Raw genomic sequence first — 25,406 nt, forward strand, 5'->3', positions numbered from 1 at the left:
TGGCCAAAAGTCAGGGCTTTGTTTTTTTAGGGGCAGGTGTACCAGCCTTTTTGAAAAGCCAAATGCAGGCAAAGGGCGATAATTTTTGTATACTTGCATCCAAATTTAGTATCGCATCCCCAAATCATGGAAATAGAAAAAGTAAAATGCCTTATTATTGGTTCTGGACCAGCAGGTTACACGGCTGCCATCTACGCGTCCAGGGCTGGTCTTAGTCCTGTACTGTACCAGGGCCTGCAACCCGGCGGGCAACTTACCATCACCAACGATGTAGAAAATTATCCCGGTTACCCCGAGGGAATAAACGGGCCGCAGATGATGGAGGACTTTAAGAAGCAGGCGGAGCGTTTCGGAACCGACGTGCGCTACGGCATAGCTACTGCCGTTGATTTCTCTTCGCAGCCCCATAAAGTGACGATTGACGAGCAGCAGGTTATCCTGGCTGACTCTGTGATCATCTCGACAGGTGCTTCGGCCAAGTGGCTGGGGCTGGAGTCGGAGGCGCGCCTGAACGGCAATGGCGTATCGGCCTGTGCGGTGTGCGACGGGTTCTTTTACCGGGGCCAGGATGTAGCAATCGTAGGAGCAGGCGATACGGCGGCAGAAGAGGCCACGTACCTGGCGAACCTGTGCCGGAAAGTATACATGATCATCCGCCGCGACGAGATGCGTGCTTCCCTGATTATGCAGGAGCGGGTGAAGAAGACGCCAAACATCGAGATTGTCTGGAATTCGGTAACAGAAGAAGTGCTGGGCGAGCAGGCGGTAGAAGGCGTGCGGCTCAAGAACGTGCTTACGAACGAAACGCGCGAAATTCCGGTAACCGGCTTTTTCGTAGCCATCGGGCATCAGCCAAATTCCGAGATTTTTAAAGAATACCTGAACCTGGACGAGAACGGCTACATCCGGACGATACCTGGTACCTCCAAAACCAATATCGACGGCGTTTTTGCCTGCGGCGATGTGCAGGACTTTACCTACCGCCAGGCCGTAACAGCAGCTGGAACCGGTTGTATGGCCGCGTTGGACGCCGAGCGTTACCTGGCTTCGCGCGATTTGCATTAAGGTTGGCAGTAGCTGCTGCTGTTGTTTTCCTGCCGCTACAGAAGTTGCTGCAACAGCTTCTGTAGCGGGTTCTTTTTTGCGGTAATAAAGCTTACCGATAGCCAGCTTATGCAGGAGCAGAGGCTGTGGTGGCTGGTGCAGCAGAACTGAAATTGCCTGATAAGGAGCTAAGGGAATGGTGGGTGGTACAGCCGATGGAGGATAGCTTCCGTTTCCGGCACATGCTTTGCCTGGCATTCTGCTGTAATTCTGTTGCCAATAGGAACTTACTTTGCCCTGAAATTGGTTTTTACGAAGCTGACAGTTAAGAAGCTACAGTTGACAGACCAGCCTGAACGGCTCTTTTTTACAATAAAACGGCAGTTTTTGAGTTTATTTTGCAAGCATGTTTCAAAAAACTCCAACACCGCCCAATTTAATGCGAATGTTAAATTTTAAAGCACCCTTCTTTATTGTACTCTTTTTGCTTTGCAGCCTGTGTGGTGCCGGAAGTGTGGCAGCCCAGGGCAAAGTGAAAGACCTGTTTAAGGTCAAATCGCCCAAGATACAATATGTCAGGCCCGATACCACCATCCTGATCAAGTATGAGGAATTTCCGGAGGGGTCTGATGCTGGGAAATCGATCAACTTCAATCCGAAAAAAGAACTTTCTATTGTAAGCGAAGATACAACGGAACTCGACCTGGGAGAACAGCATATTGTGGAAGTGTCGGAAGAGATGCTGGTAGACTCCTCCTGGATCAGGATTGCCGGTTACTATGCCATCTGGGACACACGCAACATCAATCCCTACCGCATGGATGCCCGCCAGCTAAAAGATACGGTAGATATTACGCTTTACGATAAACTTGCCAACCGCGACTACAACATGCCCCTGGAGAAGACGCCGGTTACGAGCCATTTCGGGCACCGGGGCTCCCGCTGGCACTACGGCACAGATATAGACCTGGATACCGGCGATTCTATTTATGCAGCCTTCGATGGCGTAGTCCGGATAAACAAGTGGGACGGCGGCGGCTATGGGAATTATATTGTCGTGCGCCACTACAATGGCCTGGAAACCCTGTACGGGCACATGAGCAAAGCCATTGCCCAGCCCGGGCAATTTGTAAAGGCAGGCGAACTACTGGGCCTGGGCGGCAGCACTGGCCGCAGCACAGGCCCGCACCTGCACTACGAGGTGCGGTTTATGGGCAACCCCCTGGACCCCGAGCTTATCTACGATTTCCCGGACTACCTGCTGAAAGGGGAGAATTTCCAGATTACGGCGGCGGTGTTTAATTACTACAACCGGGCAAAGGGCAGCTCCTCCGGCGGACGCAGGACGATGTACCACAGCATCAGGAGCGGCGATACCTTATCGGGTATTGCCAAAAGATATGGTGTTTCCGTTAGCCAGATTACAAAATTAAACGGTATAAGTGCACGCACCACCCTGCGGGTGGGCCGAAAACTAAGAATTAAATAAACGATTTCATGAAACTGGATATACTTGCATTTGCCTCGCACCCCGACGACATAGAACTAGGCTGTGCCGGCACCATCATTGCCCATGTAGAAGCAGGAAAGCAGGTGGGCATTGTTGACCTGACAAGAGGAGAACTGGGCACCAGAGGTACACCGGAACTACGACTGGCCGAGGCCGAAGATGCAGCCCGCGTGCTGGGGATCGCAGTACGGGATAACCTGGGGTTTGCCGACGGCTTTTTTGCCAACGACAAAGAACACCAGCTGCAGGTTGTCCGGAAGATACGGCAGTACAGACCGGAAATAGTCATAGCAAATGCTGTGCATGACCGCCACCCGGACCATGGGAGAGGTTCCCTGGTTGTATCGGAAGCTTGTTTCTTTGCCGGACTTAAAAAAATAGAAACAGTAGGAGAGGACTGGAAAGCGCAACAGCCCTGGCGTCCGAAAGTCGTGTATCATTACATACAGGACCGCCTGATTACCCCGGATATTGTAGTGGACGTAACCCCGTATTGGGAGCGCAAGATGGAAAGCATACGTGCTTTTCGCTCGCAGTTCTATAACCCCGATGATTCGTCGCCGAATACCTATATCTCGTCGCCTGAGTTCTTAAAGTTTGTGGAGGCACGGGCGCTGGAACTTGGCCATTCGATAGGCGTGACCTACGGCGAAGGCTTTACCAAAGAGCGCCATATTGGCGTACGTAGCTTTTTCGACCTGCTTTAGGCGGCTATATAATAACAAAAAAAGCCAAAGAGGCTGTTCCGACTCATCGGGGCAGCCTCTTTGGCTTTTTGAACAGCGAAGTTTATGCTACTAACCCACAAAAAGGCAGCTGTTTGCGGGGAGCAGTGGCTGTGGTGGCTGGTGCAGCAAACCTAAAACCCCTCCAAAAGCATTACTGCTGCTGCCACCATTGCCTTAGCTGCTTCTTCAGGGCCCGATTACAGCTTTTACCTGTCCCCGTTTCAAAAATTAAAAATGCGTTTTCAGGCGATATTTGGTAATAATTTAAAATAAGGAGAAAAATTTTAAAAATATTTTATCTAAAGAGGTGGTTTGTTGTTAAAAAGTAAAATACAATTTCTTTATTTGAATGTATCATGATACGTAAAGGGGTGGCCTTTTTTCCGGATATACCCTCAAAATAGTGAATATTTTCAGAGCATTTCCCACGATAATTTTGAAGTAGCTTGCTGGCTGATGGCTTGCTCATCGGAACTAATAGACGTTCCGGATTGGTTATATACCTGACTGACAGCTAAAATGAAAGTCAGCCAAAAAAGAAATTACTTTAAGAATTATATAAAGGAATAGCTTTTAAGATTAAGAAGTTTTCAACTTAAACAAATACTATGAAAAAGTTCACATTCGGAAAAGCACTCTCTCTTACTGCTCTCGCTTCAGCCATGGTACTTTCCAGCTGCCAGAAAGAAGAGTTGATGGAGCAACAGTTTGCTGCCCCAACCGATGTTCAGCAGACTTCCGGCACAAGCGGACAGGCTATTGAAGGACAGTACATCGTGGTATTCCAGGATGGTTCTACCAACAGCATCTCGGCCATGGGCGAAGCTACTACCCGCCAGTCGGTGCTGGCACAGTCAGGCATTGAATCTGGTGCTGTGAAAGAGACTTTCCAGGGAGCTGTAAAGGGTTTTGCTGCCCGCCTGACGGCCGACCAGCTCCAGGAGCTGCGTAATAACCCGGAAGTGGCTTACGTAGAGCAGGACAAGATCATCAACATTGACAGAGGCATCACTTCCTCTAACACCACTGCTTCGGCAGAAGGATCGATCACCGCGCAAGGTACAGTAGGTACCATTACGCCAATGTCTGGAGAGATAGTTCCCTGGAACATCCAGCGCGTAGGCTACGGCGACGGACGCGGAAAGACAGTATGGATCATCGACTCTGGTGTGGATACAGACCACCCGGACCTGACAGTAGACAGATCCAGAAGTAAGTCTTTTGTGAGCGGTACAACCTCTATAGAAGATGGCTATGGCCACGGAACAACGGTAGCCGGTATCATTGCTGCTAAAAACAACGGCAGAGGCATGATCGGTGTGGCTTCAGGTGCTACAGTAGTTGCCCTGCGCGTGTTCAACGATTCAGGAGCCGGTACGCTGTCAAGCGCTATCTCTGCAGTGAGCCACGTGAACATGAATGCCAAAGCTGGTGATGTGGTGAACATGAGCATCGGTAGCGGTATCTCTTCTACCCTGGATTACCTGGTAAAGAGTGCAGCCTCTAAAGGCATAAAGTTTGCCATTGCAGCCGGTAACAGTGCTGTGGATTGTGCTTCTACTTCTCCTGCCCGACTGAACGCTCCTGGTGTGTACACCGTGTCAGCTATGGACAGCTACGGCAGGCTGTGGAGCAGATCGAACTATGGTTTATCTGTAGACTTCTCTGCCCCGGGTGTGAACGTAACGACTACTACCAAAGGTGGTTCAATCGGAAGCGGCGCCTACGGTACTTCCTTTGCCGCCCCGCACGTAGCTGGTATCCTGTTGCTGAAAGGCACTGTAGTAGCGAAAGGAACGATCACCGGCGATAAAGATTCTAAAGCTGATCCCATCGCTTCTCTTAACTAAGAATTCATAGCTTGAATTATAACGCAACAAAGGCCGCCCGTTTGGGTGGCCTTTGTTGCGTTATGGAAAGTACGGATCAGGAGAGCCTGTTCTTGCGCCAGTTGGAAGCAGCGGGGCCGTCGGGAGCTTGTTCCGGTTTGGAAGAAGCGGTGTGCTGAAAAAGCAGCGTAGCAGCCAAAACGGCGGCAATTGACTCTGTGTCTTCATCTGCTGCCTCTTCTAACAATTCCGGCCTGAAATACCGGTCAATAAAGTGAGTGTCAAAGTTACCGGAAACAAAAGCCTCATGCTGCAGAACAAACTTTCCGAAGGGCAGCGTGGTTTCTATGCCGGTAATCTGGTATTCTTCAATAGCCCGCAACATTTTAGAGATGGCTTCGGTACGGTCTTTCCCAAAGGTAACCAGTTTGGCAATCATCGGGTCGTAATAAACCGGGATTTCCATGCCCTGCTCAAAGCCATCGTCTACGCGCACGCCCAGGCCCTGCGGGCGTTTGTAGGTTGCCAGTCGGCCGATGTCAGGTAAAAAATTGTTGGCAGGATCTTCGGCATACACGCGCAGTTCCAGGGCATGGCCGTTTAGCTGCAGCTCTTCCTGCGTAAAAGGGAGCGCGTTGCCTTCCGCAATGTGAATCTGCTCCTTCACCAGATCCAGCCCTGTTATCTGCTCCGTTACCGGATGCTCCACCTGCAGGCGCGTGTTCATTTCCAGGAAGTAAAAATTCATGTGCTCGTCCAGCAGAAACTCTACCGTACCGGCCCCCACATAATTGCAGGCCTTGGCCACGTTAACGGCACAAAGGCCCATTTCGTCGCGGAGGGCAGGGGTGAGCACAGCGGAGGGGGCTTCTTCGATAACTTTCTGGTGCCTGCGCTGGATCGAACATTCGCGCTCGAACAGGTGCACAATGTTGCCGTGGGTATCGCCCAGCACCTGGATTTCGATGTGGCGCGGTGAACCGATGTATTTTTCGATAAACACAGCGCCATCGCCAAAGGCAGAGGTCGCCTCACTGACAGCCATGCGCATCTGCTCTTCAAAATGATCGGTACCTTCTACAATGCGCATGCCTTTGCCGCCGCCGCCTGCACTGGCTTTTATCAGGATCGGAAAGCCCACCTGTTTTGCCACCTGCTTGGCAGCTTCCACATCGGTAATGGCCTCTTCGGTGCCGGGTACCATAGGAATGTTATATCTGGCTACAGCAGCCTTTGCTGCGAGTTTACTGCCCATCAGCTCAATGGCTTCGGGCGAAGGACCAATAAAGATCAGGCCTGCTTCCTGTACTTTCCGGGCAAACGCAGCGTTCTCCGAAAGGAAACCGTAGCCCGGATGAATGGCGTCGACCTGCAACTGCTTGCACGCAGCGATAATGACATCACCCCGCAGGTAAGAGTCGGCCGATTTGGGGCCACCTACACACACTGCCTCGTCGGCATAGCGAACATGCAGGGCGTTACGGTCTGCTTCGCTGTAAACCGCTACCGTGCGGATTCCCATTTCTTTTGCCGATCGCATAACCCGCAGGGCAATTTCCCCCCGGTTTGCGACCAGAATTTTATTTATTTTTCTCATGCAGGAGCGGCGGTTTATTTCTTTCAAATAAAGTGTTTTGCGCTTAAACTTAAAAGCAGTAGTTAAAAAAGCTGCTTATCAAACTTTTATAAAATTGCTTATCATACATTAAAAATATAAATTTGCAGCGCATTAAAGTAAAATTTTATTAGAGCGCTAAAAAAAGCGAGCCCTATAAACAGAAATCATCTCGAGAACTTAATTTATTACACACGGTGGATTTATTTGAAAAGTTGTTGACCAACAGAGGTCCTTTGGGAAGCCACTCACATTATGCGCATGGCTATTTTACATTTCCGAAACTTGAAGGGGAAATTGCCCCGCGCATGAAGTTCAGAGGAAAGGAAGTGCTGACATGGAGCCTTAACAACTACCTGGGGCTGGCCAACCACCCGGAGGTACGCAGAGTTGATGCGGAGGCTGCTGCTGAGTGGGGCATGGCCACACCAATGGGCGCGCGTATCATGTCGGGCAACTCTAACTTGCACGAGAAACTCGAGTCGGAACTGGCCGATTTCGTGCAGAAACCGGATGCGATGCTGCTTAACTTTGGCTACCAGGGAGTAGTTTCGATCATCGATGCGCTGGTTGACCGCCACGATGTGATTGTATACGATGCCGAGTCGCATGCCTGCATTATCGACGGCGTTCGCCTGCACCAGGGCAAGCGTTTTGTGTATGCCCACAACGACATGGACAACCTGAAAAAGCAGCTCGACCGTGCCAAGCGCTGGACAGAAAATACAGGCGGTGCCATCTTAGTGATAACCGAAGGTGTGTTCGGTATGTCCGGTAACCTGGGCAAACTGGATGAAGTGGTGGCCCTGAAAGAGCAGTATGATTTCAGATTGTTTGTTGACGATGCACACGGCTTCGGAACCATGGGTACAACCGGTGCCGGAACCGGAGAGCACCTGGGCGTGCAGGACGGCATTGATATTTACTTTTCTACCTTCGCCAAGTCGATGGCCAGTATCGGGGCCTTTGTCGCTTCTAACGAGCAGGTGGTAGAATACCTGCGCTACAACATGCGTTCCCAGATTTTTGCTAAATCGCTTCCTATGCCGCTGGTGGTAGGAGCCTTAAAGCGCCTGGAACTGCTGCGTACACAGCCTGAACTGAAAGACAAGCTTTGGGAAGTGGTAGGCGCCCTGCAAAGCGGCCTGCGTGAAAAAGGCTTTAACATTGGTACTACAACCTCGCCGGTTACACCTGTATTCCTGAACGGACAGATTCCGGATGCCACCCAGCTTACCCTGGACCTGCGCGAAAACTATAGCATCTTCTGTTCCATTGTAGTGTACCCGGTAGTGCCGAAGGACGTGATCATGCTTCGCCTTATCCCGACAGCGGCACATACGCTGGCAGATGTGGAGGAGACCATTGCAGCCTTCGAAAAAATTGCATCCAAACTGGACAAAGGTTTATACTCGAAGTCGCAAGTTCCTGCTTAACGCGTCGTAAAGGGCTATATTAAAAAATAGTAATTTTTGGTTGTTATAATATAATTTGTATATTGGAGCGGCAAAACCAATTGTTTAACTATAATAATAGCTCTGATGAACAACAACTTTAGTAAACTGAAGGACTTAGTGATGTCGCTGGAATCTGACTTCGAAAAGTTCTACGACAAGAAAAATGCAGCTGCTGGTACACGTGTACGTAAAGGCATGCAGGATCTGAAAAACATGGCACAGGATATCCGTAAGGAAGTTCAGGACATGAAAAACAGCGAAGCAAAGTAATTTACACGCTTCGGCAACGCATTAAAACAAAAGAGGGTAGCTTTTTCAAGCTACCCTCTTTTGTTTTAATGCGTTGATTATTAATTAGATAACAGAAACGAGGTAGTAGTTTTTCTTGCCTTTCTGCACGACCAGGTACTTTTGCTGCAGCAGCTCATACTCCACTTTATCGTCCGGCCCCTGTACCTTCTGGCGGTTGATGCTAACACCACCATTCTTGATCATGCGCTTGGCTTCGCCTTTCGATTCGAAGATGTTTCCGCCGGTAACTTCGGCCAGTAAATCGCTTACGGTAGGGGTTTCTTCAAAACTCGCTTTAGAAACCTCTATGAAAGGCACACCTTCGAAAACAGAAAGCAAAACATCTTCTCTCAGGCCCCGGAGCGTTTCCAGGTCACCTTTTCCAAATAAAACTTCAGAGGCATCTACGGCAGCATGATATTCTTCTTCGGAATGCACGCGAATAGTCACATCCTTAGCCAGGGCCTTCTGCAGGATGCGCAGGTGTGGTGCCTGCTGGTGCTCTTCTGTCAGCCGGTCTATCTCTTCTTTCGGCAGCAGCGTGTATACTTTAATCAGTTTCGCCGCTTCCTCATCCGTCAGGTTGAGCCAGAACTGGTAGAACTTGTAGGGAGTAGTCATGGCCGGGTCCAGCCAAACGTTGCCACCTTCCGACTTGCCGAACTTGGTGCCGTCTGATTTGGTAACCAGTTTACCTACCAGTGCATAGGCTTTGCCTCCGTCCATCCGGCGGATAAGTTCGGTGCCGGTGGTAATGTTGCCCCACTGGTCAGATGCGCCCATCTGCAGCCGCACGTTGTTGTGCTTGTAGAGGTGGTAAAAATCGTAGCCCTGCAGCAACTGGTAGGAAAATTCGGTAAAGGAGATACCTTCGGCACGGTCACCCTCCTCATCGGCATTGATGCGCTTCTGCACCGACTCCTTTTTCATCATGTAGTTTACCGTAAGGTGCTTGCCTACATCGCGCAGGAATTCCAGAAAGCTGAATTCTTTAAACCAGTCGTAGTTGTTCACCATCTCGGCTGAATTGGCGCCAGCATTAAAATCCAGAAATTTCTCCAGTTGTTTCCGGATGCCCTCCTGGTTGGCACGTAAGGTTTCCTCGTCCAGCAGGTTACGTTCCGACGATTTGCCCGAAGGGTCGCCCACCATGCCGGTTGCACCACCCACCAACGCCACTGGTTTATGTCCGGCCCGCTGCAGTTGCACCAACAACATAATTGTCGCCAGGTTGCCGATATGCAGGGAAGAAGCCGTCGGATCAAATCCAATATACCCGGTGGTCATCCCGGAAGCCAGTTGTTCTTCCGTACCAGGCATGAAATCATGGAGCATGCCTCTCCATCTCAGTTCTTCAATAAGATTCATGTAATCAAATGCGTCTGTTCAGGGCAAAGATAAAAATAGTTTAGGAGTTTTGGAGTTAGAGAGTTGAGGAGTTAGAAAGTTAGAAAGTTTGGAAGTTTGGGAGTTTGGGAGTTTAGGAGGTAAAGAGGTAGAGAGGTAGAGATTTTGTAGGGGTTGAACATTTTCAACCCTGTAACAGAAAGGTAAGAGGTCAGGTGTGTTAGCTGTAGAGACGCGGTGCCCGCGTCTCCTGCACGAACTACGTCTCCTGCACGAACCACAGACAAACCCAATCCTGTTATTCCTTAAATCTTCTTAATCGTGTTCAGACAAAAAATCCTGTAAATCCTTTAATCCGCTTAATCCTGATTCAGACAAAATAATCCTGAGTCAGACAAATAAAAAATCACACCCATCATTCCATCACTACCATCAACGGTCAAAATCACAAAAATCATCCAAGTCTACCATCAGCGGTCAATAATATAGTATTTTTAAAATAAACCTGGCCCGATTTTTATTAGAGGATATTGGGCACAATGGCTTAAATTTGTGTTTACGACAACCACAACCCTTACACGAACGAATGGCGCATACACCCGAAGGCATTTTAGAGCAGCTCAAGAAACGGCAGTTCGCTCCTGTATACTTTCTGCAGGGCGAGGAAACGTATTACATCGATGTTATTGCCGATTACATAGAAGCCAATGCCCTGCAGGAGCATGAGAAGGGGTTTAACCAGGTGGTGCTGTATGGCAAGGATGTGGACGTGGCTACTGTCCTGCTGCAGGCTAAGCGCTTCCCGATGATGTCGGAGCGGCAGGTGGTGATTGTGAAGGAGGCGCAGTCGGTGCAGGACCTGGAGCGGGAAGACGGGGTAAAGCAACTGGAGGCCTACTTGCAGAACCCGTTGCCCTCTACCATCCTGGTGTTTTGCTACAAGCACAAAACGCTCGACGGCCGCAAAAAACTGGCGACCCTGATGAGCAAACATGCCGTGCTGCTGACTACCAAAAAGCTGTACGAAAACCAGGTGCCTGCCTGGATAACCGGTTACGTGAAGGCAAAAGGCCTGCAGGCCAACCCAAAGGCGGTGATGCTGCTGAGCGAGTTCATTGGCTCTGATTTGTCGCGCCTCTCCAACGAGATTGACAAACTGCTCATTAACCTGAAGCCGGGGCAGAGCATCGACGAGCGGGTGGTGCTGGAAAATGTGGGCATCAGCAAAGAATACAACATCTTTGAGCTGCAGACCGCCTTGATTGCACAGGATGCGCTGAAGGCAAACCGCATTATCCGTTATTTTGAGGCTAATCCCAAAGACAACCCGCTCATCCCGAACCTGAGCCTGCTGTTTTCCTTCTTCACCAAGCTTTTGTGCCTGCACATGAATGCAGATAAATCGGAGGCGGCAGTGAAAAAAAGTTTAGGCAACCGGGCTTTCCTGGCCAAGGAATACATGCATGCATTGCGGGTGTTTCATGTGCAGCGGGTAATCGACATCATTCACTACATCCGGGTAGCAGACCTGCAGGTAAAGGGCATCAGCGGGGGCAACATGGCCGAAGCCGAAATACTGCGGGAACTAGTGTTTAAGGTGCTGCACCCGGTGCCGAGGGCACTGGCCTCTTAAAGTAATTTTTGCCGGGCAGTACAATATTTTGCAGCCGCCGCCTTTTTAGTAGTGCGTTAACTTGTCGGGGTGCTGTAGCGGGAGTGGAGGCTGCTGCAGAAAAGTTTCGCTGCCTCTTCCAGAGCATAAAGGAGGAGCAGTGGGAGTGGTGAGTGCAGCTGCAGATTAATTTTTGCATTCCGGGCCAAAAAAACTTGTTGCAGCCGTTGCCACCACAGCCACTGCTGTTTTAGTTTTGCAGAATACCCGGAAGAGGGGCGGGAGGTCGGCAATTTTTCTTAACTTTGATGATGGTGTCGGACCTGTTGGGGCTGAGACCGGAACAGTTCCGGCTATTATTGTAAACGATATATTTTTGAGCCTAAACACGGCAAAACATTAACATATGAAGCTAGGTTATAAAGTAGCGCTTGCATCGGCCCTGGTTGGCGGAGCTAATCTGGCCCAGGCGCAGCATACGCAGGTCTTTACATCGGAGGAGCGGTATTTCCACGAAGGAATCGAGCTGTTCGACCGGGAAAAATACGGTCCGGCACAGGAAGCTTTCCGCAAGTATATTGAGCTGAAAGACGATGAAGCCAAAACGGCAGATGCGCAATATTACTATGCGCTGAGCGGTTTATACCTGCTGCACCCGGATGCAGAGCAGCTTATTTTAGCTTTTGCGCGTAACTATCCGGCGCACCCCAAAACGGCACTCGCCAATTACGAACTGGGCCTCTACTATTTCGAGAACAAAGACTACGAGCGGGCGGTAGAACTCCTGACGCAGGCCCCGACGCACCTGCTGGGCATCACGCAAAACAAGGAACTCGATTTTAAAATCGGCTACTCCTACTTTGCCACCAAACAGTTCGACAAAGCCAAGCCCTATTTCGATAAAACAAAAACCACCGGCTTCCGCAACGACGACCACCGCTTCGCCTATGCCGCGAATTACTACGCCGGTTACATCGCCTACCGTAACGGCGACTATGCCGCCGCCAAAAACGATTTTAAGATTGCCGAAAAAAGCGAGGCGTATAAAACCATTGTGCCGTACATGATCACGGAGATCCTGTACAAGGAGAATGATATTTACGAGGTAATCCGCTACGGCGAAGCTTCTTTAGCAGCCACGCCAAAGCCCCAGCAGGCCGACGAAATTGCGCTGCTGATAGGTGATGCCTACTACCAGCGGGCCGAATATAAAACGGCTGCTACTTATTTCGAACAATACGCAAAAGGCAAACGCAACCTGGATGAAGTCGTGCAGTATAAAATTGGCTTCACCGCCTATAAAAACGACGACTTCAAAAGTGCCATCGCCAACTTTAAGGACATTGCCTTAAAGAAAAATGCACTTGGCCAGAATGCCGCCTATTACCTGGGTCTGAGCTACCTAAAGGAAAATAACAAACCTTTTGCGCTTACCGCTTTCGACCAGGCCCGAAAAAACAGCATCGATAAAGATGTGACAGAAGCTGCTACGCTTAAATACGCCCAGGTAAATTATGAGCTTGGAAACTTCAGGGAGGTGATCAATGCGCTGGCAAACTTCAACAACGATTTTCCGGACTCCGAACTGGGAACCGATGCCGATAACCTCCTGAGCGAAGCTTATTTTACCTCGAACAACTACCCGGAGGCTATCCGCCACATCGAGAATTTGCCCAAGAAAAGCTGGCGAATCCTGCAGACTTACCAGCGGGTAACCTATTACCATGCCGTCAACCTGTTTAACGAAGCAAAATTTCCGCAGGCGGTGGCCATGCTCGATAAGTCGCTGCAGTACCCTTACGACAAAGAGGTGACAGCTGCCAGCCATTTCCTGAAAGGCGAGGCGTATTCCATCGGGCACCGGTACGACGATGCCATTAACAGCTACGCCGCCGTTTTCCGAAACAGTCCTTCTTCCAGTGCAGAATACTATGTGAAGTCGCGCTACGGAATCGGCTATGCCTATTACAATACCAAGCAGTACGACAAAGCGCTCGGGCACTTTAAAGCGTATCTCGATGCGATTCAGCCCAGCAACCCGAATTACCACGACGCAACGGTGCGTTTAGCCGATACTTATTATGTAAATAAGAATTACAGCGAGGCCCTGGGACTTTACGAGCGGGTGCTGGCTTCCAGTTCTCCTGACCGGGACTATGCCTATTTCCAGAAAGGGGTGATCCTGGGCATAACAGGCCAGCGGCAGCAGGCGGCACAGAACCTGCAGACGGTGGCTGAACAGTTTCCGAACTCCCGCTATGCCGATGCCGCCATCTACCAGCGGGCGCTGCTCGATTTCGAATCAGGGAATTATCAACAGGCCATTACCGGTTTCACCACGCTTATCCAGTCCAAGCCGGACAGCAGGCTGGTTCCGAATGCCTTGCAGAAACGCGGTATCGCGTACTCCAACGTGCAGCGCCACAACGAAGCCATCGAGGACTACAAACGGGTGCTGGACCAGTATCCATCTTCACCGGTGGCGAGTGGTGTGCTTTACAGCTTACAGGATGTTCTGAATACACAGGACCGCAGCAGCGAATTTGATGCCTACCTGGCCCGCTTTAAGGCGGCAAATCCTGAAAGTACAGCAACAGAAAGCGTTGAGTTTGAGGCGGCTAAAGGTCTTTACTTCAGTGAGAAGTTTAACCTGGCTATTCCGAAGCTGGAGGCCTTTATTAAAACGTACCCGAACAGCACCTATGTGAGCAACGCCCGTTACTTCCTGGCAGATGCCTATATGCGCAGCAACAACAAAGAAGTCGGGCTGCAACGCATGAAGGAGGTCGTAACCGAAAACCGTTCCGAATACGTGAACCGCGCTATCCTGAAAGTAGCCGATGCCGAGTTCCAGGCCAAGAACTACCCGGAAGCCATTAAATATTATTCACGTCTGCGGGATGTGGCAAGCAACCGGAATGAGCAGGCAAATGCCCTGATCGGGTTGATGATGAGCTATTACCTCACCAACGACTACGCCGGTTCCAAGCGCATTGCCAACGACCTGATCAGCCAGGGAAATTCTGCCCTCAATGCCATGAACACCGCATTGCTGTACAGGGGCAAGGCTACTTACGCACAGGGTAACCTGGACCAGGCGCTGACGGAACTCAAAGAAGCAGCTAAGATCGCATCCGATATAAATGGCGCCGAGGCCCAGTACCTGGTAGCAGAAATCCTGTACAAGCAGAAGAAGTACAAAGAAGCCTTCGATTTAGCGTTTATTGAATTCCCGAAAAAATTCTCGAACTACGATTTCTGGCTGGGCAAAGATTACCTGCTCATAGCCGATATTTTTGTGGCAGAGAACGATATGTTCCAGGCGAAATCTACTTTAGAATCCATTATAGCAGGCTCACCTGTTCCTGAAATTGTGGCCGAAGCAAAAGAGAAACTGGCCAAACTGAATGCTGCCGGTACAGGTGCCGGAGCAAGTCAGCAAAGAACCCAACCGCAGCAGTCGCAACCAAAGCCGGCCAGGTAAATTGAAATCAGATTAAGAGCAGAAAAGTCAAGACATCGACATGAAAAATAAGTTAAAAATAGCCTCGCTTGCCATCGTTCTAAGTGTGGGTTATAGTTTCATGAACAACCTGCAGGCCCAGGGCACAACCGGCTGGGGCGAAGGCGCTAAGCTGCAGGATGCTGAAGTAGTGGTGGAGAAGAACCGGGTGATTGAGCTGCCGGTTGCAGCCCGTAACTACGAGAAATTCCGAATTCCGCCACCGGCAGTAGCCGACCGGAATGTGATCTACCGTTTCACCGATTATAAACTGCCTTCTCAGGATATCAACCTGCAGGTAAAAGTGCTGACGATCAAGCAGGATGAGCTGACCAAGTTATACGGCAATTATGTAAAGGCTGGTCTTGGCAACTACGGAACGCTGTACCTGAAAGGCTACTTCCATAACAAGCGCAGCACCGAAGGCGCGTATGGTGCCGAGGTGAGCCATGTGTCCTCTTCCGTAGGACCCGTTGACCGGGGCAATTCTGCCGTGGCCAACTCTGCTATCAGCGCCCACGGCGAAAAGTATATGAGTGGCCTTACCGTTGGCGGCAGAGCAAATTATGGCCGGGATGTGTACCATTTCTATGGGTATAAACAAACACCTGAGGTAGAAGTTGACAAAGAAAATATCCGCCAGGTGTTCAACCGCTTTGGAGCTGAAGGTTTTATTAATAACAAAACCACCGATGCGCCTTTCCTCTACAATGCCGGCCTGGATTTCAAGTACCTGAAAGACAGCTACGACATGAGCGAAACCAACGTAGCGCTGAACTTCCGGAGTGAGTATGGCATTGACGACGTATCGGGTGTGAAAATTGATGCCGACGTTTCGTTCCTGTCGCACAAAGACTCCCTGAGCGTAGGCCGGTCCTTCTTTAAACTCAGCCCGACCTATGAGCGGAAGCTGGGTATCCTGAAAGTAACCTTGGGTGCCACCATTGCCCATACAGGCGACACCGTGAACAATGCCCGCCAGTTTAACTTTTACCCAAGGGTTCGGCTGGGGCTGGAGCCAATCGAGGATAACCTGCTGATTTACGCAGGCTTCGGGGGTGATCTGCAAAGGGTTACCTTATACCAGCTGACGCAGGAGAACCCGTTCCTGGCGCCTAATGTACGGGTGGCCGACATCAACAAAGGGCTGGAGCTGTATGGTGGATTTTCGGCCAACATCGCCAATTACGTGCACCTGACCGGGCGCGCTGCTATCCAGAACTACCGCAACCTGTACTTCTACAACAACTCCCGCCGCGATTCCACCAAGTTCGACCTGGTATATGACGACGGCGTGACAAGAGTGATAAATTTATACGCCGAGGCCGTATTTAATTATTCCGATGAAGTGCGTATCGGTTTAAAGACTGATTATAACAACTATAACACCGATAACCTGGAGCAACCGTTTCACCGCCCGGCACTCCTGTCGAGCGTGTACGCGACTTATAACTTCTACGATAAGATTCTCTTTAACACAGAACTTTATTATATTGGGAGCTCGTTTGGCCGCGTAGTGCGTCCGGACGGTACTGCCGTGTTAAAGGAAACCGATAACATCGTCGACCTTAACGTGAAGGCAGACTACAAGTTCACCAACCGGTTTACCGCCTTTGTCATGGCCAATAACCTGCTTGGTGTGAAATATGAAAGGTTTGTACATTATCCGAATAAAAGCATTAATTTGATCGGAGGTATTTCTTATTCATTCTAATTGCCATGATTGATAAGCAAATAAAACAGCTGCTACACCATCACGACTGTGTCGTGATACCCGAGTTTGGAGGACTGATTGCCCGGTATGTTTCTGCCCGGATACACCCGGTGAAGCACACCCTGGTGCCGCCTTCCCGACGCATCGCTTTTAACGAGAAGCTGGTGTTGAATGATGGGTTGCTTATCAGTGCCATCGCGCATAGCAACGGCATCAGTCAGCCGGAAGCACAGCAGCTGGTGATGGCTTTTGTGCACCAGGCAAAAGAACAGCTAAAGACAGAGAACCGGTTTCAGTTACAGGACATCGGCATTTTCCGGTACAATGCAGCCCGGAAACTGGAATTCGAATTTACAGAGAGCGAAAACATGCTCGATGCCAGCTTTGGCCTGCCTGAAATAATAGCGCGACCAATAAAAGCAGAGGAGCCGGCCGTGCTTCGCTCGCTGCGTAAGGAGCGGCACCCGCAGGTTCCTGCTCCCAAACAACCGCTGCGCAAACGCCTTCAGCGAGCTTATAACGTTACAGCCGGACTGTTTATCGGGGGGCTGGCTGTTTCGGCTGTTTACCTGCTGTCGTTGCAAACCGATTACAACCTGAGCAGCCTGAACCCGATTTCGCTTTTTGGTGCCGGTAATTTCAGCTCCGCCCACCATAGCTACACCCGCTACACGGCAGATTATGTACCCCTGACGGCTGACGAACGCGCCGCGAAATACCAGGAAGCACTTCCGTTTTTTGCGCCAGAGCAGGAGGGAGAGCAAGCGTGGCATACATTTGCTGAAGCGCATCCTGCTGCTGAAACCGACTTTGAGGAGACCGCAGAATTTGATGTTGTAGCTGAAAGTAATGCTCTTGCTGGGGTGTCAGAAGATGTTGTAAAAGAAGAAGTTAAGGATGCGGAGGTGAAGCCTGCTGTAACATCCGCAAAACCAGCTGTTGCTGCCGGCAAGCCAGCAGCGGCTGCAGAAACAAAAACGGCAGAAAACACAATCACCAGCGCTACCGGTCGTTCCTACGTTATCACCGGCGGGTATTCTACCATGGAGAATGCGGAGTACAGCTGTGCTCAGATCAGGAAAAAAGGCTATGAGCCGGTTATCCTGTTGCCCGGCTATGGAAGCAGGTTATACCGGGTAGCTGTTGCCGATTATAAAACAGAGGCAGAAGCACATGCCTTTAAACGAGAAAACAGAAAAATCTTTGGAGAAACAATTTGGGTACTTAAACACTAACATGACACCGTTCTTATTACAAATTACGCAAACTGCGCCTGCAGATACTGCTTCTACGCTTGCTACTGCCACTGAGCCGGCAGATACCTCTGTCGAACTGATTGACCTTGCCCTGGCCGGTGGCTGGGCCATGATCCCGCTGGCGTTGTTGTCGCTGGTGGCTGTCTATATTTTTGTGGAGCGCTACCTGACGCTGAAAAAAGCCGCTAAAAACCCTGAAGGCTTCCGGGACCGCATCAAGAGCATGGTGCTGGCCGGCGATATAAACGGTGCCAAAATGCTGTGTTCGCACACCGGAACCCCGGTTTCCAAAATGCTGGAGAAAGGTATAACCAAAATCGGAACGCCGTTAAAGAACATTGAGACGTCTATCGAGAATACCGGTAAAATCGAGATCAGCCGCCTGGAGAAAAACCTTTCTGCACTAGCCACCATAGCCGGTGCTGCTCCTATGCTGGGCTTCCTGGGTACGGTAACCGGTATGATCCAGGCTTTTATCGCCATTGCACAGGCCGAAGGTTCTGTTAGCCCGCAGCTGCTGTCGGCTGGTATCTACCAGGCCATGGTAACTACGGCTACCGGTCTGATCATTGGTCTGCCTGCCTATGTAGGGTACAACTACCTGGTGTCTAAAATCGACAGCATTGTGCACGAAATGGAATACACTTCCATCGAATTTATTGATCTGTTACAAGAACCACAGCTTTAAGAATGAACTTACGCTCTAAAAACAGGATCAATGCCGAGTTCAGCATGTCGTCCATGACCGACATTATTTTCCTGTTGCTTATATTTTTCATGCTTACCTCCAACTTCGTTACACCCACCGGACTCCCCGTGAGCCTGCCCAAAAGCTCGGTGTCCAATATTGTAATGGAGAAAATCAGCGTGACCATCACGGAGGATTTAACCTACGCCCTAAACGGCGATCCGATCGCTTTTGAGGAGCTGCAGCCACAATTGGCAGCACTTTTGCAGGGAACAGAAGAAGGGGTTGTGGTGTTACATGTAGACAAGACGGTGCCGGTGGAGAACCTGGTAAAGGTGGCAAGTATCGCCGCCAACCTGAATGCAAAAGTAACGCTGGCCACCGAGCCTGAAAAGTAAAGCCTTAAAACTATGGATGTAGCCTTATCACATAACGAAGAAGAGAAGAATAAGCGGATAGCAGCCATCGTGAGTGTGGTGCTGCATGCGCTTATTGTGCTGCTTCTGTTTTACCTGCTGGCTTACCGCCCGCAAGGAGAGCCGGCTGAAGATATTGGTATTGAGCTTAACCTGGGGATGTCGGAAGTAGGGAGTGGAAATGTACAGACCACGGCCATGCCGAACGAGTCGAAGAATGTGCAGGACAGCAAACCGGCTCCCACACAGCCCGATCCGGCACCGGAACCCAAACCTGCCGCCGCTGCTGCTACGCCTGTAACGCCGGTAGAAACGCCTAAAGTCGTGACCACGACCGCCGAGTCGCCGGTAACGATGAAGGAGGAAGTAAAGCCGCAGCCAAAACCACAGCCGCAGCCAAAAGAAGTTGTTAAAAAGGAACCGGAGAAGCCGGTAGAAGAGCCTAAAAAAGAACCGGAGAAGCCACGTTCCCTGTACCCGGGCAAGCCTACCGAAAGCACCGGCACGGGTAAAAGCGGCACCTCCGATCTGGCAACCGGCAACAACAACGGTGACGACGTAAACAAAGTCGGCGACAAAGGTTCACCGGATGGGAAGATTGATGCCAAAGCCCTGTACGGCAAGGCAGGCGGTGGCGCCGGTGGTCTGGATATGGCCGGCTGGCGTTACGAAATCGAACCGAAACGTGACCCGTACAGCAACGAGACTGGTATCGTAAAATTCCGCATCACCATTAACGGCGACGGAGAACTGGTAAACATCTCGACTATCGAAAGTAACGTTTCGCCGCATGTGAAGAAGTGGTACGAAGACCAGCTACGGAAAACCAACTTTGTGCGCACCGGTGGCAGCAGCTCCGGCGCAGGTGCAACAGGTACCGTAACCTTCGTTATCCGTTCCAACTAAAGAAGTAAATTTTATTCATGACCTACCAGGAGTGTCTTGATTACCTGTACCAGCAATTGCCGATGTTTCAACGCATCGGCAATGCTGCTTTTAAGAAGAACCTCGACAATACCATTGCCCTCTGCCAGGCCATGGGGCAGCCCCAGCACCAGTTTAAAAGCATCCACGTGGCCGGTACCAACGGCAAGGGGAGCAGTTCGCACATGCTGGCAGCCATCCTTCAAAGCGCAGGCTACAAAACCGGCCTCTACACCTCGCCGCACCTGAAAAATTTTACGGAACGGGTGCGCGTAAACGGTACAGAACTGCCGCAGGACTACCTGGTGCGGTTTGTGGAGCAGTACAGGGCTTTGTTTGAGCAGGTGCAGCCATCCTTTTTTGAAATGACCGTGGCGCTGGCCTTCCGCTATTTTGCCGATGAGCAGGTAGACGTGGCGGTGATTGAAGTTGGCTTAGGGGGCAGGCTCGATTCCACCAACATCATCCAGCCGGAAGTGTCGCTCATCACGAACATCGGCTACGATCACCAGTCGCTGCTCGGCGACACGCTGCAGGCCATTGCGGGCGAAAAAGCAGGCATCATCAAGCCAGCCACACCTGCCGTTATCAGTACGAAACAACCTGAGTTGGTCTCTGTCTTTACCCGGAAAGCCTCGCAGGAAGAAGCGCCCTTGTATTTTGCCACCGATCACGTGCAGGTAGCGCTGCTGGAAAGTAGCCTGGAAAAGCAGGTGTTCGAGGTGAAGAAAGAAAACAAGCCCTGGCTGCCGCAGCTCGAACTGGACCTGGCCGGGATTTACCAGCAATTTAACTTACCCGGCGTTTTGCAGACAATTACTGTACTGCAGGAGCAGGGCTTTGCGATTCCGGAAGCTGCTATACGCAAAGGCCTTTCCCATACCAAACAATTAACCGGTTTAAAGGGTAGGTGGCAGGTGCTTGGGCAGGAACCGCTAATCGTGTGCGATACGGGTCATAACGAAGATGGCATCCGGCAAATAGTGGCACAGCTGCAGTCACTACACCCACAGCAGGTGCACATGGTGTTCGGTGCCGTGAACGACAAAGACATCAGCAGCATTTTGCAGCTGCTGCCCAAAAGCTACACCTATTACTTCTGCCAGGCCAGTTTACCGCGGGCACTTCCTGTTTCTGACCTTAAAGAAAAGGCCGAAGCGGCAGGTTTGCACGGAGAAGCTTACCCGACAGTAGGAGAGGCCATCCGGGCTGCCAAAGCAAATGCAGCTCCGGATGAGGTAATTTTTATCGGAGGTAGTACCTTTGTGGTCGCAGAAATTGAAGAATTATAACCATGTCGAGATCGAAGCTCAAAAAATTCAGTGAAATAGCAGAACGCGAGAACGTGCTGGAGGCAGGCAATGAGCTGTACGGCCAGCTGCCCGGCAAGTGGCGCGACGTACAGTTTGAAAACAATAACCCGCTCATCTTAGAAATCGGTTGCGGTCGCGGCGAATATACCGTGGGCATGGCACGCCTGTTCCCCGACAAAAACTTTATCGGGGTCGACATCAAAGGTGCCCGGTTATGGAAGGGCAGCACCATGGCAATGGCTGAAGAACTGGACAACGTAGCCTTCCTGCGCGTATTCGTGGAGCAGATAACCGAACATTTCGTGCCCGGCGAGGTGGATGAGATCTGGATTACCTTCCCCGACCCCCGGCCCCGCGACCGCGACATCAAGCGCAGGCTTACCTCTCCGCGTTTCCTGCAACTCTACAAAGAGCTGCTGAAACCGGAAGGCAAAGTGCACCTGAAAACAGATAACCAGGACCTGTTCGACTACACGCTGGAAGTATTGCAGCAGGAAGTTCCGGTAAAAGACTTGCTGCACACAACTGATCTGTACCAGTCTGATCTGCAGGAGCACACCATGGGCATTTACACCACCTACGAGCAGCGGTACCTGCAGGAAGGCATAAAAATCAAATACCTCCAGTTCAGGTTCAGCTAACAAAAATCCCCGGTTCGTTATTTACACCCTGTTTTTGAGCAGCTAAGGGAGTGGTGACTGTGGCAGCAGATTTTTTTCAGGTGTAGAAAAGAAAATTGTTCTGCACCCTTTGCCACCACTCCCTTAGCACATGCTTTGCTGCAGATGGTGTTATTATTTCTCCTATCCGGCCAAAGCTAAGTTTTCTTTTTCTGTTTTTCGGGTGCTGGCAGTCGTATTTGTAAGGCACAGGTTGTAAATCAGCCGGACCATAGACAAGGAGTAGTCGGTGATGACACAGTTCTGTTGCTCCGCATTGATCAGGGCCTTGCTGCTGCCGAGGTTAAATTTACCCAGTTCCAGCACCTCGTTAAAGGTCTGTTGCAGTAGTGTAAGCGCTTTAAAAGACACCTCGTTGTAGAGCATCGGAATGACCTCACAAACGGCATAGCCCCCTTTTTGGCGCTCTTTGGCTATCATGTGGCACAGCGATTCCGTATTTATTTTATCCAGATCGGAGATAATCACGAAAAATATATTGTTTCCTGCAGGTGAAGTGCTGGCGTAATGCATATTACGCGCAATGGTAGCATATTGGCGAAACTCCTCATCTTTCAGAATTTTGTTATGGATTTTATAAGCAAGGGCACCCGAGGCAATCAGGTTAAAATCTTTACCTGGTGTAGTAATTTTAGAAAAATGTAACATATGTATAGCTGATTTTTGACAAAAAATAGACATTTGGCCTGGTAACTTGTTTAGGCACAGTAATATGAAAACAACATGTTCCGGTTCAACTCTCAATAAAAATTATCAACGGTGTAGGGCTGCCAACTTAATCTGAAGAAGCAGCAGGTTCGTTTGAATGTTTTAATTCAAAATATATCATAAAATAATATAAATTTTTATCCGTCTGACTTTCACTATTTTACGATTTTCTCAGCAAAAGTTGACTTAATCCCTGAACCGCTTGTCCAGCGTCTTTTAAAAAAGGGTAAAGCATTGATTTTAAGGAGTAAACAATACTTTTTTTTGACTGTATTATTTTACTGGTGGTGCTAAGCGGAGGAGGGGTTCTATAATATTTAATTTTTAATATGAAATTAATTTTATAATAAATTTAAATATTAGGTTTTAGGTAAAGCCTTGTCGTGGGTGTTACTGCTCAAGTTACCGCTGGTGATTCCTGTGCCGGTCAGGATCATTTCAGGTGTAGGGAACGCTGCTTAAACAGGTTGCCGCCGTGCTAAATCAGAAAATAACAGGAACTTAGCTTTAGTCATTTATTATCCGTACCTTTGCACCCGATTTGGGAACAGTCTGATTTAATTACTGTATAACTGGATACTCCATCTGATAATTTGGCTAACTGGTTGTTTTATTTCTTCGTTTCGCTCTTAATTACGTAAGAGAAAGATTAAAAAGCAGGCTGCCTCCAGATAGATGTATATTAAGTATAACAGATGAACAAAATCAGATTTGATGAGCTTCCGCTTTCGCAGGAAGTACAGCGCGCTATCGCTGACATGGGCTTCGAAGAAGCCTCTCCCATTCAAACAGAAGCCATTCCAGTAGTTTTAGCCGGTCGCGACATCATTGGGCAGGCACAAACAGGAACGGGTAAAACAGCTGCCTTTGGCATTCCAACCATCGAAAGTATCGACGAGCGTGACCGCAGTGTGCAGGCGCTTATCCTTTGCCCCACCCGCGAACTGGCTATCCAGGTGTCCGGCGAAATTCAGAAACTAGCGAAATATAAACCAGGTATCAGTGTTGTTCCTATTTATGGCGGACAACCTTACGAGCGCCAGCTGCGTGCCCTGAAACAGGGGGTGCAGATTGTTATCGGAACGCCGGGCCGCGTAATGGACCATATCGAACGTGGTACCCTGATGCTGGATAATGTCAGGAAGATCATCCTGGACGAAGCCGATGAGATGCTCGACATGGGCTTCCGCGAAGATATTGAGTTTGTGCTGTCCCGCATTCCGGAAGAGCGGCAGACCATCTTTTTCTCGGCCACCATGTCCAAGCCTATCATGGAGCTGACCAAGGCCTACCAGACCGATCCGGTGCTGGTAAAAGTGGTGCACCAGGAGCTTACTGTTGAGAACATAGACCAGGTGTATTTCGAGGTTCGCAGCAACATGAAGACGGAAGTGCTTTCGCGCCTGCTCGACATGTACAACCTGAAATCGGTTATCATTTTCTGTAATACCAAACGGATGGTAGACGAGCTGGTGGCGAACCTGCAGGCACGCGGCTACTTTGCCGACGGGTTGCATGGCGACATGAACCAGAACCAGCGTTCCAACGTGATGCAGAAGTTCCGCAACAGCACCCTCGAGATTTTAGTGGCTACCGACGTAGCTGCCCGTGGACTGGATGTAGAGAACGTGGAAGCCGTATTTAACTACGACCTGCCGCAGGACGAAGAAGCTTACGTGCACCGCATTGGCCGTACAGGTCGTGCCGGTAAGTCCGGTAAAGCCTTCTCTTTTGTGGGCGGACGTACCGATGTTTATAAACTGAAAGACATCTTACGCTTTACAAAAGCCAAAATTGTGATGCAGCAGGTGCCTACTTACGAAGACGTAAACGAGATACGCACCAATGTATTCTTTGGCAAAGTAAAAGAAGCATTGGGCAAGGGCTCGCTGACAAAGCAGATTTCGCGCATCGAGCGTTTCATTACCGAAAACGATGAGTATACCTCGCTTGAGGTAGCGGCAGCGCTCCTGAAAATGAGCATGAAAGAGGCCAAAGCCAAAGAGCAGGGGATGGAAGTGGAAAAAGGTCTGGGCAAAACCAAAGAAGGCTACGACCGCCTCTTCATTACCATCGGTAAAAAAGACCGCGTACACCCACGCGACATCATAGACCTGCTTTCTGAGAACACCAACATTCCTGCCAGCAAAGTAGGCGATATCGACCTGTACGATAAGTTCAGCTTTGTGGAAGTGCCAAGCGAGTACACCGCCGACATCGTGGACAAACTGGGTCGTGTGGAAGTAAATGGCCGCATGGTTAGCATTGAGAAAGCACAGAAAAAAGGCGCAGGCAGTGCCGAAGGCGGAAGAAGCGACAGAGGCGGCTTTGGTAGCGACAGGGGAGACCGTGGCGACAGAGGTGGTTTCGGTGGTGATCGTGACCGTGGTGGCTTCGGCGGCGACCGGCGCGGCTTTGGTGGTGGCGGCAGCCGCTTTGGTGGCAGAGGCGACCGCGACCGTGATGGCGGAAGAGGTGACCGTGGCGACAGCCGTGGGTTCCGCAGAAAAAGATTCTAATTAGAAAGTGCTTCTAATCAACTGAAAAGCTATGACAGGCCGGTACACAGGTACCGGTCTGTTTTTTTTTTTTGCAAAGGCCAAACCTTCCTCAGCACCTGCCCGTATAATGATATAAAAGGTTGGAAGATTTTTCTGACTATTTAAGCAGTTACTATAAATATGTTTTATAGACTGTAAAATAACTAAGTAGCAACTATTTTCAGGATATCAGGAGGTAAAACTCAGGAACCTGAAGAGAAAGTAACAACAG

19 protein-coding genes are annotated in these 25,406 nt (G+C 50.0%); 16 read left to right on the forward strand and 3 right to left on the reverse strand.

From position 1 onward, the window contains the following. The first annotated feature begins 126 nt into the window (after positions 1–126). The 4 genes from trxB (at position 127) to DCW36_RS12045 (ending at position 5,132) form a co-directional block, all read left to right on the forward strand. Positions 127–1,065, forward strand: coding sequence for a thioredoxin-disulfide reductase (gene trxB / locus DCW36_RS12030; protein ID WP_114781542.1), 939 nt, complete (start codon positions 127–129; stop codon positions 1,063–1,065). A 424-nt stretch (positions 1,066–1,489) separates the two neighbouring features. Then, entirely contained in the window at positions 1,490–2,533 is a 1,044-nt protein-coding gene (locus DCW36_RS12035) for a M23 family metallopeptidase (RefSeq protein ID WP_240676154.1), read from the forward strand. An 8-nt stretch (positions 2,534–2,541) separates the two neighbouring features. Beyond that, positions 2,542–3,261, forward strand: a complete 720-nt coding sequence (bshB1, locus tag DCW36_RS12040; protein ID WP_114781543.1) for a bacillithiol biosynthesis deacetylase BshB1 — start codon at positions 2,542–2,544, stop codon at positions 3,259–3,261. 629 nt (positions 3,262–3,890) lie between these two features. Beyond that, positions 3,891–5,132: a S8 family peptidase gene (locus DCW36_RS12045; protein ID WP_240676155.1), complete on the forward strand. Its 1,242-nt coding sequence runs from the start codon at positions 3,891–3,893 to the stop codon at positions 5,130–5,132. A gap of 76 nt (positions 5,133–5,208) precedes the next feature. Here DCW36_RS12045 and accC read toward each other — a convergent pair whose 3' ends face one another. Then, on the reverse strand, positions 5,209–6,708 hold the full coding sequence (gene accC / locus DCW36_RS12050; RefSeq protein WP_114781624.1) for an acetyl-CoA carboxylase biotin carboxylase subunit: 1,500 nt from the start codon (positions 6,706–6,708) through the stop codon (positions 5,209–5,211). 215 nt (positions 6,709–6,923) lie between these two features. On the opposite strand from accC, the gene DCW36_RS12055 reads away from it, so the two are divergent. Both DCW36_RS12055 and DCW36_RS12060 read left to right on the forward strand, forming a co-directional pair. Then, positions 6,924–8,162, forward strand: coding sequence for an aminotransferase class I/II-fold pyridoxal phosphate-dependent enzyme (locus DCW36_RS12055; protein ID WP_114781544.1), 1,239 nt, complete (start codon positions 6,924–6,926; stop codon positions 8,160–8,162). 105 nt (positions 8,163–8,267) lie between these two features. Beyond that, complete coding sequence (locus tag DCW36_RS12060; RefSeq protein ID WP_114781545.1) at positions 8,268–8,453, forward strand: histone H1; 186 nt, start codon at positions 8,268–8,270, stop codon at positions 8,451–8,453. 84 nt (positions 8,454–8,537) lie between these two features. Here DCW36_RS12060 and tyrS read toward each other — a convergent pair whose 3' ends face one another. After that, positions 8,538–9,842, reverse strand: a complete 1,305-nt coding sequence (gene tyrS, locus DCW36_RS12065; RefSeq protein WP_114781546.1) for a tyrosine--tRNA ligase — start codon at positions 9,840–9,842, stop codon at positions 8,538–8,540. Between the two features lie 565 nt (positions 9,843–10,407). On the opposite strand from tyrS, the gene holA reads away from it, so the two are divergent. The 9 genes from holA to trmB all read left to right on the forward strand — a co-directional run bounded on the left by holA (position 10,408) and on the right by trmB (position 21,887). After that, complete coding sequence (gene holA, locus DCW36_RS12070) at positions 10,408–11,454, forward strand: DNA polymerase III subunit delta (protein ID WP_114781547.1); 1,047 nt, start codon at positions 10,408–10,410, stop codon at positions 11,452–11,454. 385 nt (positions 11,455–11,839) lie between these two features. Next, a complete protein-coding gene (locus DCW36_RS12075; protein ID WP_114781548.1) occupies positions 11,840–14,917 on the forward strand; it encodes a tetratricopeptide repeat protein in 3,078 nt (1,025 codons plus the stop codon). Positions 14,918–14,957: 40 nt separating this feature from the next. Continuing rightward, a complete protein-coding gene (locus tag DCW36_RS12080) occupies positions 14,958–16,649 on the forward strand; it encodes a TonB-dependent receptor (protein ID WP_114781549.1) in 1,692 nt (563 codons plus the stop codon). A 5-nt stretch (positions 16,650–16,654) separates the two neighbouring features. Then, complete coding sequence (locus tag DCW36_RS12085) at positions 16,655–17,884, forward strand: HU domain-containing protein (RefSeq protein WP_114781550.1); 1,230 nt, start codon at positions 16,655–16,657, stop codon at positions 17,882–17,884. Position 17,885: 1 nt separating this feature from the next. Continuing rightward, positions 17,886–18,593 (forward strand): MotA/TolQ/ExbB proton channel family protein, encoded by a 708-nt coding sequence (locus DCW36_RS12090; RefSeq protein WP_114781551.1) that lies wholly within the window; start codon positions 17,886–17,888, stop codon positions 18,591–18,593. 2 nt (positions 18,594–18,595) lie between these two features. Beyond that, positions 18,596–18,991, forward strand: a complete 396-nt coding sequence (locus DCW36_RS12095; RefSeq protein ID WP_114781552.1) for an ExbD/TolR family protein — start codon at positions 18,596–18,598, stop codon at positions 18,989–18,991. 12 nt (positions 18,992–19,003) lie between these two features. Next, entirely contained in the window at positions 19,004–19,915 is a 912-nt protein-coding gene (locus DCW36_RS12100) for a hypothetical protein (protein ID WP_114781553.1), read from the forward strand. A gap of 17 nt (positions 19,916–19,932) precedes the next feature. Then, the gene (locus tag DCW36_RS12105; RefSeq protein ID WP_114781554.1) at positions 19,933–21,225 is read left to right on the forward strand and encodes a bifunctional folylpolyglutamate synthase/dihydrofolate synthase; all 1,293 of its coding nucleotides are present in this window, start codon (positions 19,933–19,935) and stop codon (positions 21,223–21,225) included. A 2-nt stretch (positions 21,226–21,227) separates the two neighbouring features. Beyond that, on the forward strand, positions 21,228–21,887 hold the full coding sequence (trmB, locus tag DCW36_RS12110; RefSeq protein WP_114781555.1) for a tRNA (guanosine(46)-N7)-methyltransferase TrmB: 660 nt from the start codon (positions 21,228–21,230) through the stop codon (positions 21,885–21,887). A gap of 162 nt (positions 21,888–22,049) precedes the next feature. Here trmB and DCW36_RS12115 read toward each other — a convergent pair whose 3' ends face one another. Beyond that, positions 22,050–22,574: a hypothetical protein gene (locus DCW36_RS12115; RefSeq protein WP_114781556.1), complete on the reverse strand. Its 525-nt coding sequence runs from the start codon at positions 22,572–22,574 to the stop codon at positions 22,050–22,052. 755 nt (positions 22,575–23,329) lie between these two features. On the opposite strand from DCW36_RS12115, the gene DCW36_RS12120 reads away from it, so the two are divergent. Next, on the forward strand, positions 23,330–25,153 hold the full coding sequence (locus DCW36_RS12120) for a DEAD/DEAH box helicase (protein WP_114781557.1): 1,824 nt from the start codon (positions 23,330–23,332) through the stop codon (positions 25,151–25,153). Positions 25,154–25,406 lie beyond the last annotated feature (253 nt).

This window comes from Botryobacter ruber, assembly GCF_003347595.2.
Lineage (GTDB): Bacteria > Bacteroidota > Bacteroidia > Cytophagales > Hymenobacteraceae > Pontibacter > Pontibacter ruber_A.

Excerpts from the sequence above, each read along its gene's own strand:
- trxB (WP_114781542.1), top strand. The coding sequence starts at position 127 with ATGGAAATAGAAAAAGTAAAATGCCTTATTATTGGTTCTGGACCAGCA.
- DCW36_RS12035 (WP_240676154.1), top strand. The coding sequence starts at position 1,490 with ATGTTAAATTTTAAAGCACCCTTCTTTATTGTACTCTTTTTGCTTTGC.
- bshB1 (WP_114781543.1), top strand. The coding sequence starts at position 2,542 with ATGAAACTGGATATACTTGCATTTGCCTCGCACCCCGACGACATAGAA.
- DCW36_RS12045 (WP_240676155.1), top strand. The coding sequence starts at position 3,891 with ATGAAAAAGTTCACATTCGGAAAAGCACTCTCTCTTACTGCTCTCGCT.
- accC (WP_114781624.1), bottom strand. The coding sequence starts at position 6,708 with ATGAGAAAAATAAATAAAATTCTGGTCGCAAACCGGGGGGAAATTGCC.
- DCW36_RS12060 (WP_114781545.1), top strand. The coding sequence starts at position 8,268 with ATGAACAACAACTTTAGTAAACTGAAGGACTTAGTGATGTCGCTGGAA.
- tyrS (WP_114781546.1), bottom strand. The coding sequence starts at position 9,842 with ATGAATCTTATTGAAGAACTGAGATGGAGAGGCATGCTCCATGATTTC.
- holA (WP_114781547.1), top strand. The coding sequence starts at position 10,408 with ATGGCGCATACACCCGAAGGCATTTTAGAGCAGCTCAAGAAACGGCAG.
- DCW36_RS12075 (WP_114781548.1), top strand. The coding sequence starts at position 11,840 with ATGAAGCTAGGTTATAAAGTAGCGCTTGCATCGGCCCTGGTTGGCGGA.
- DCW36_RS12080 (WP_114781549.1), top strand. The coding sequence starts at position 14,958 with ATGAAAAATAAGTTAAAAATAGCCTCGCTTGCCATCGTTCTAAGTGTG.
- DCW36_RS12085 (WP_114781550.1), top strand. The coding sequence starts at position 16,655 with ATGATTGATAAGCAAATAAAACAGCTGCTACACCATCACGACTGTGTC.
- DCW36_RS12090 (WP_114781551.1), top strand. The coding sequence starts at position 17,886 with ATGACACCGTTCTTATTACAAATTACGCAAACTGCGCCTGCAGATACT.
- DCW36_RS12095 (WP_114781552.1), top strand. The coding sequence starts at position 18,596 with ATGAACTTACGCTCTAAAAACAGGATCAATGCCGAGTTCAGCATGTCG.
- DCW36_RS12100 (WP_114781553.1), top strand. The coding sequence starts at position 19,004 with ATGGATGTAGCCTTATCACATAACGAAGAAGAGAAGAATAAGCGGATA.
- DCW36_RS12105 (WP_114781554.1), top strand. The coding sequence starts at position 19,933 with ATGACCTACCAGGAGTGTCTTGATTACCTGTACCAGCAATTGCCGATG.
- trmB (WP_114781555.1), top strand. The coding sequence starts at position 21,228 with ATGTCGAGATCGAAGCTCAAAAAATTCAGTGAAATAGCAGAACGCGAG.
- DCW36_RS12115 (WP_114781556.1), bottom strand. The coding sequence starts at position 22,574 with ATGTTACATTTTTCTAAAATTACTACACCAGGTAAAGATTTTAACCTG.
- DCW36_RS12120 (WP_114781557.1), top strand. The coding sequence starts at position 23,330 with ATGAACAAAATCAGATTTGATGAGCTTCCGCTTTCGCAGGAAGTACAG.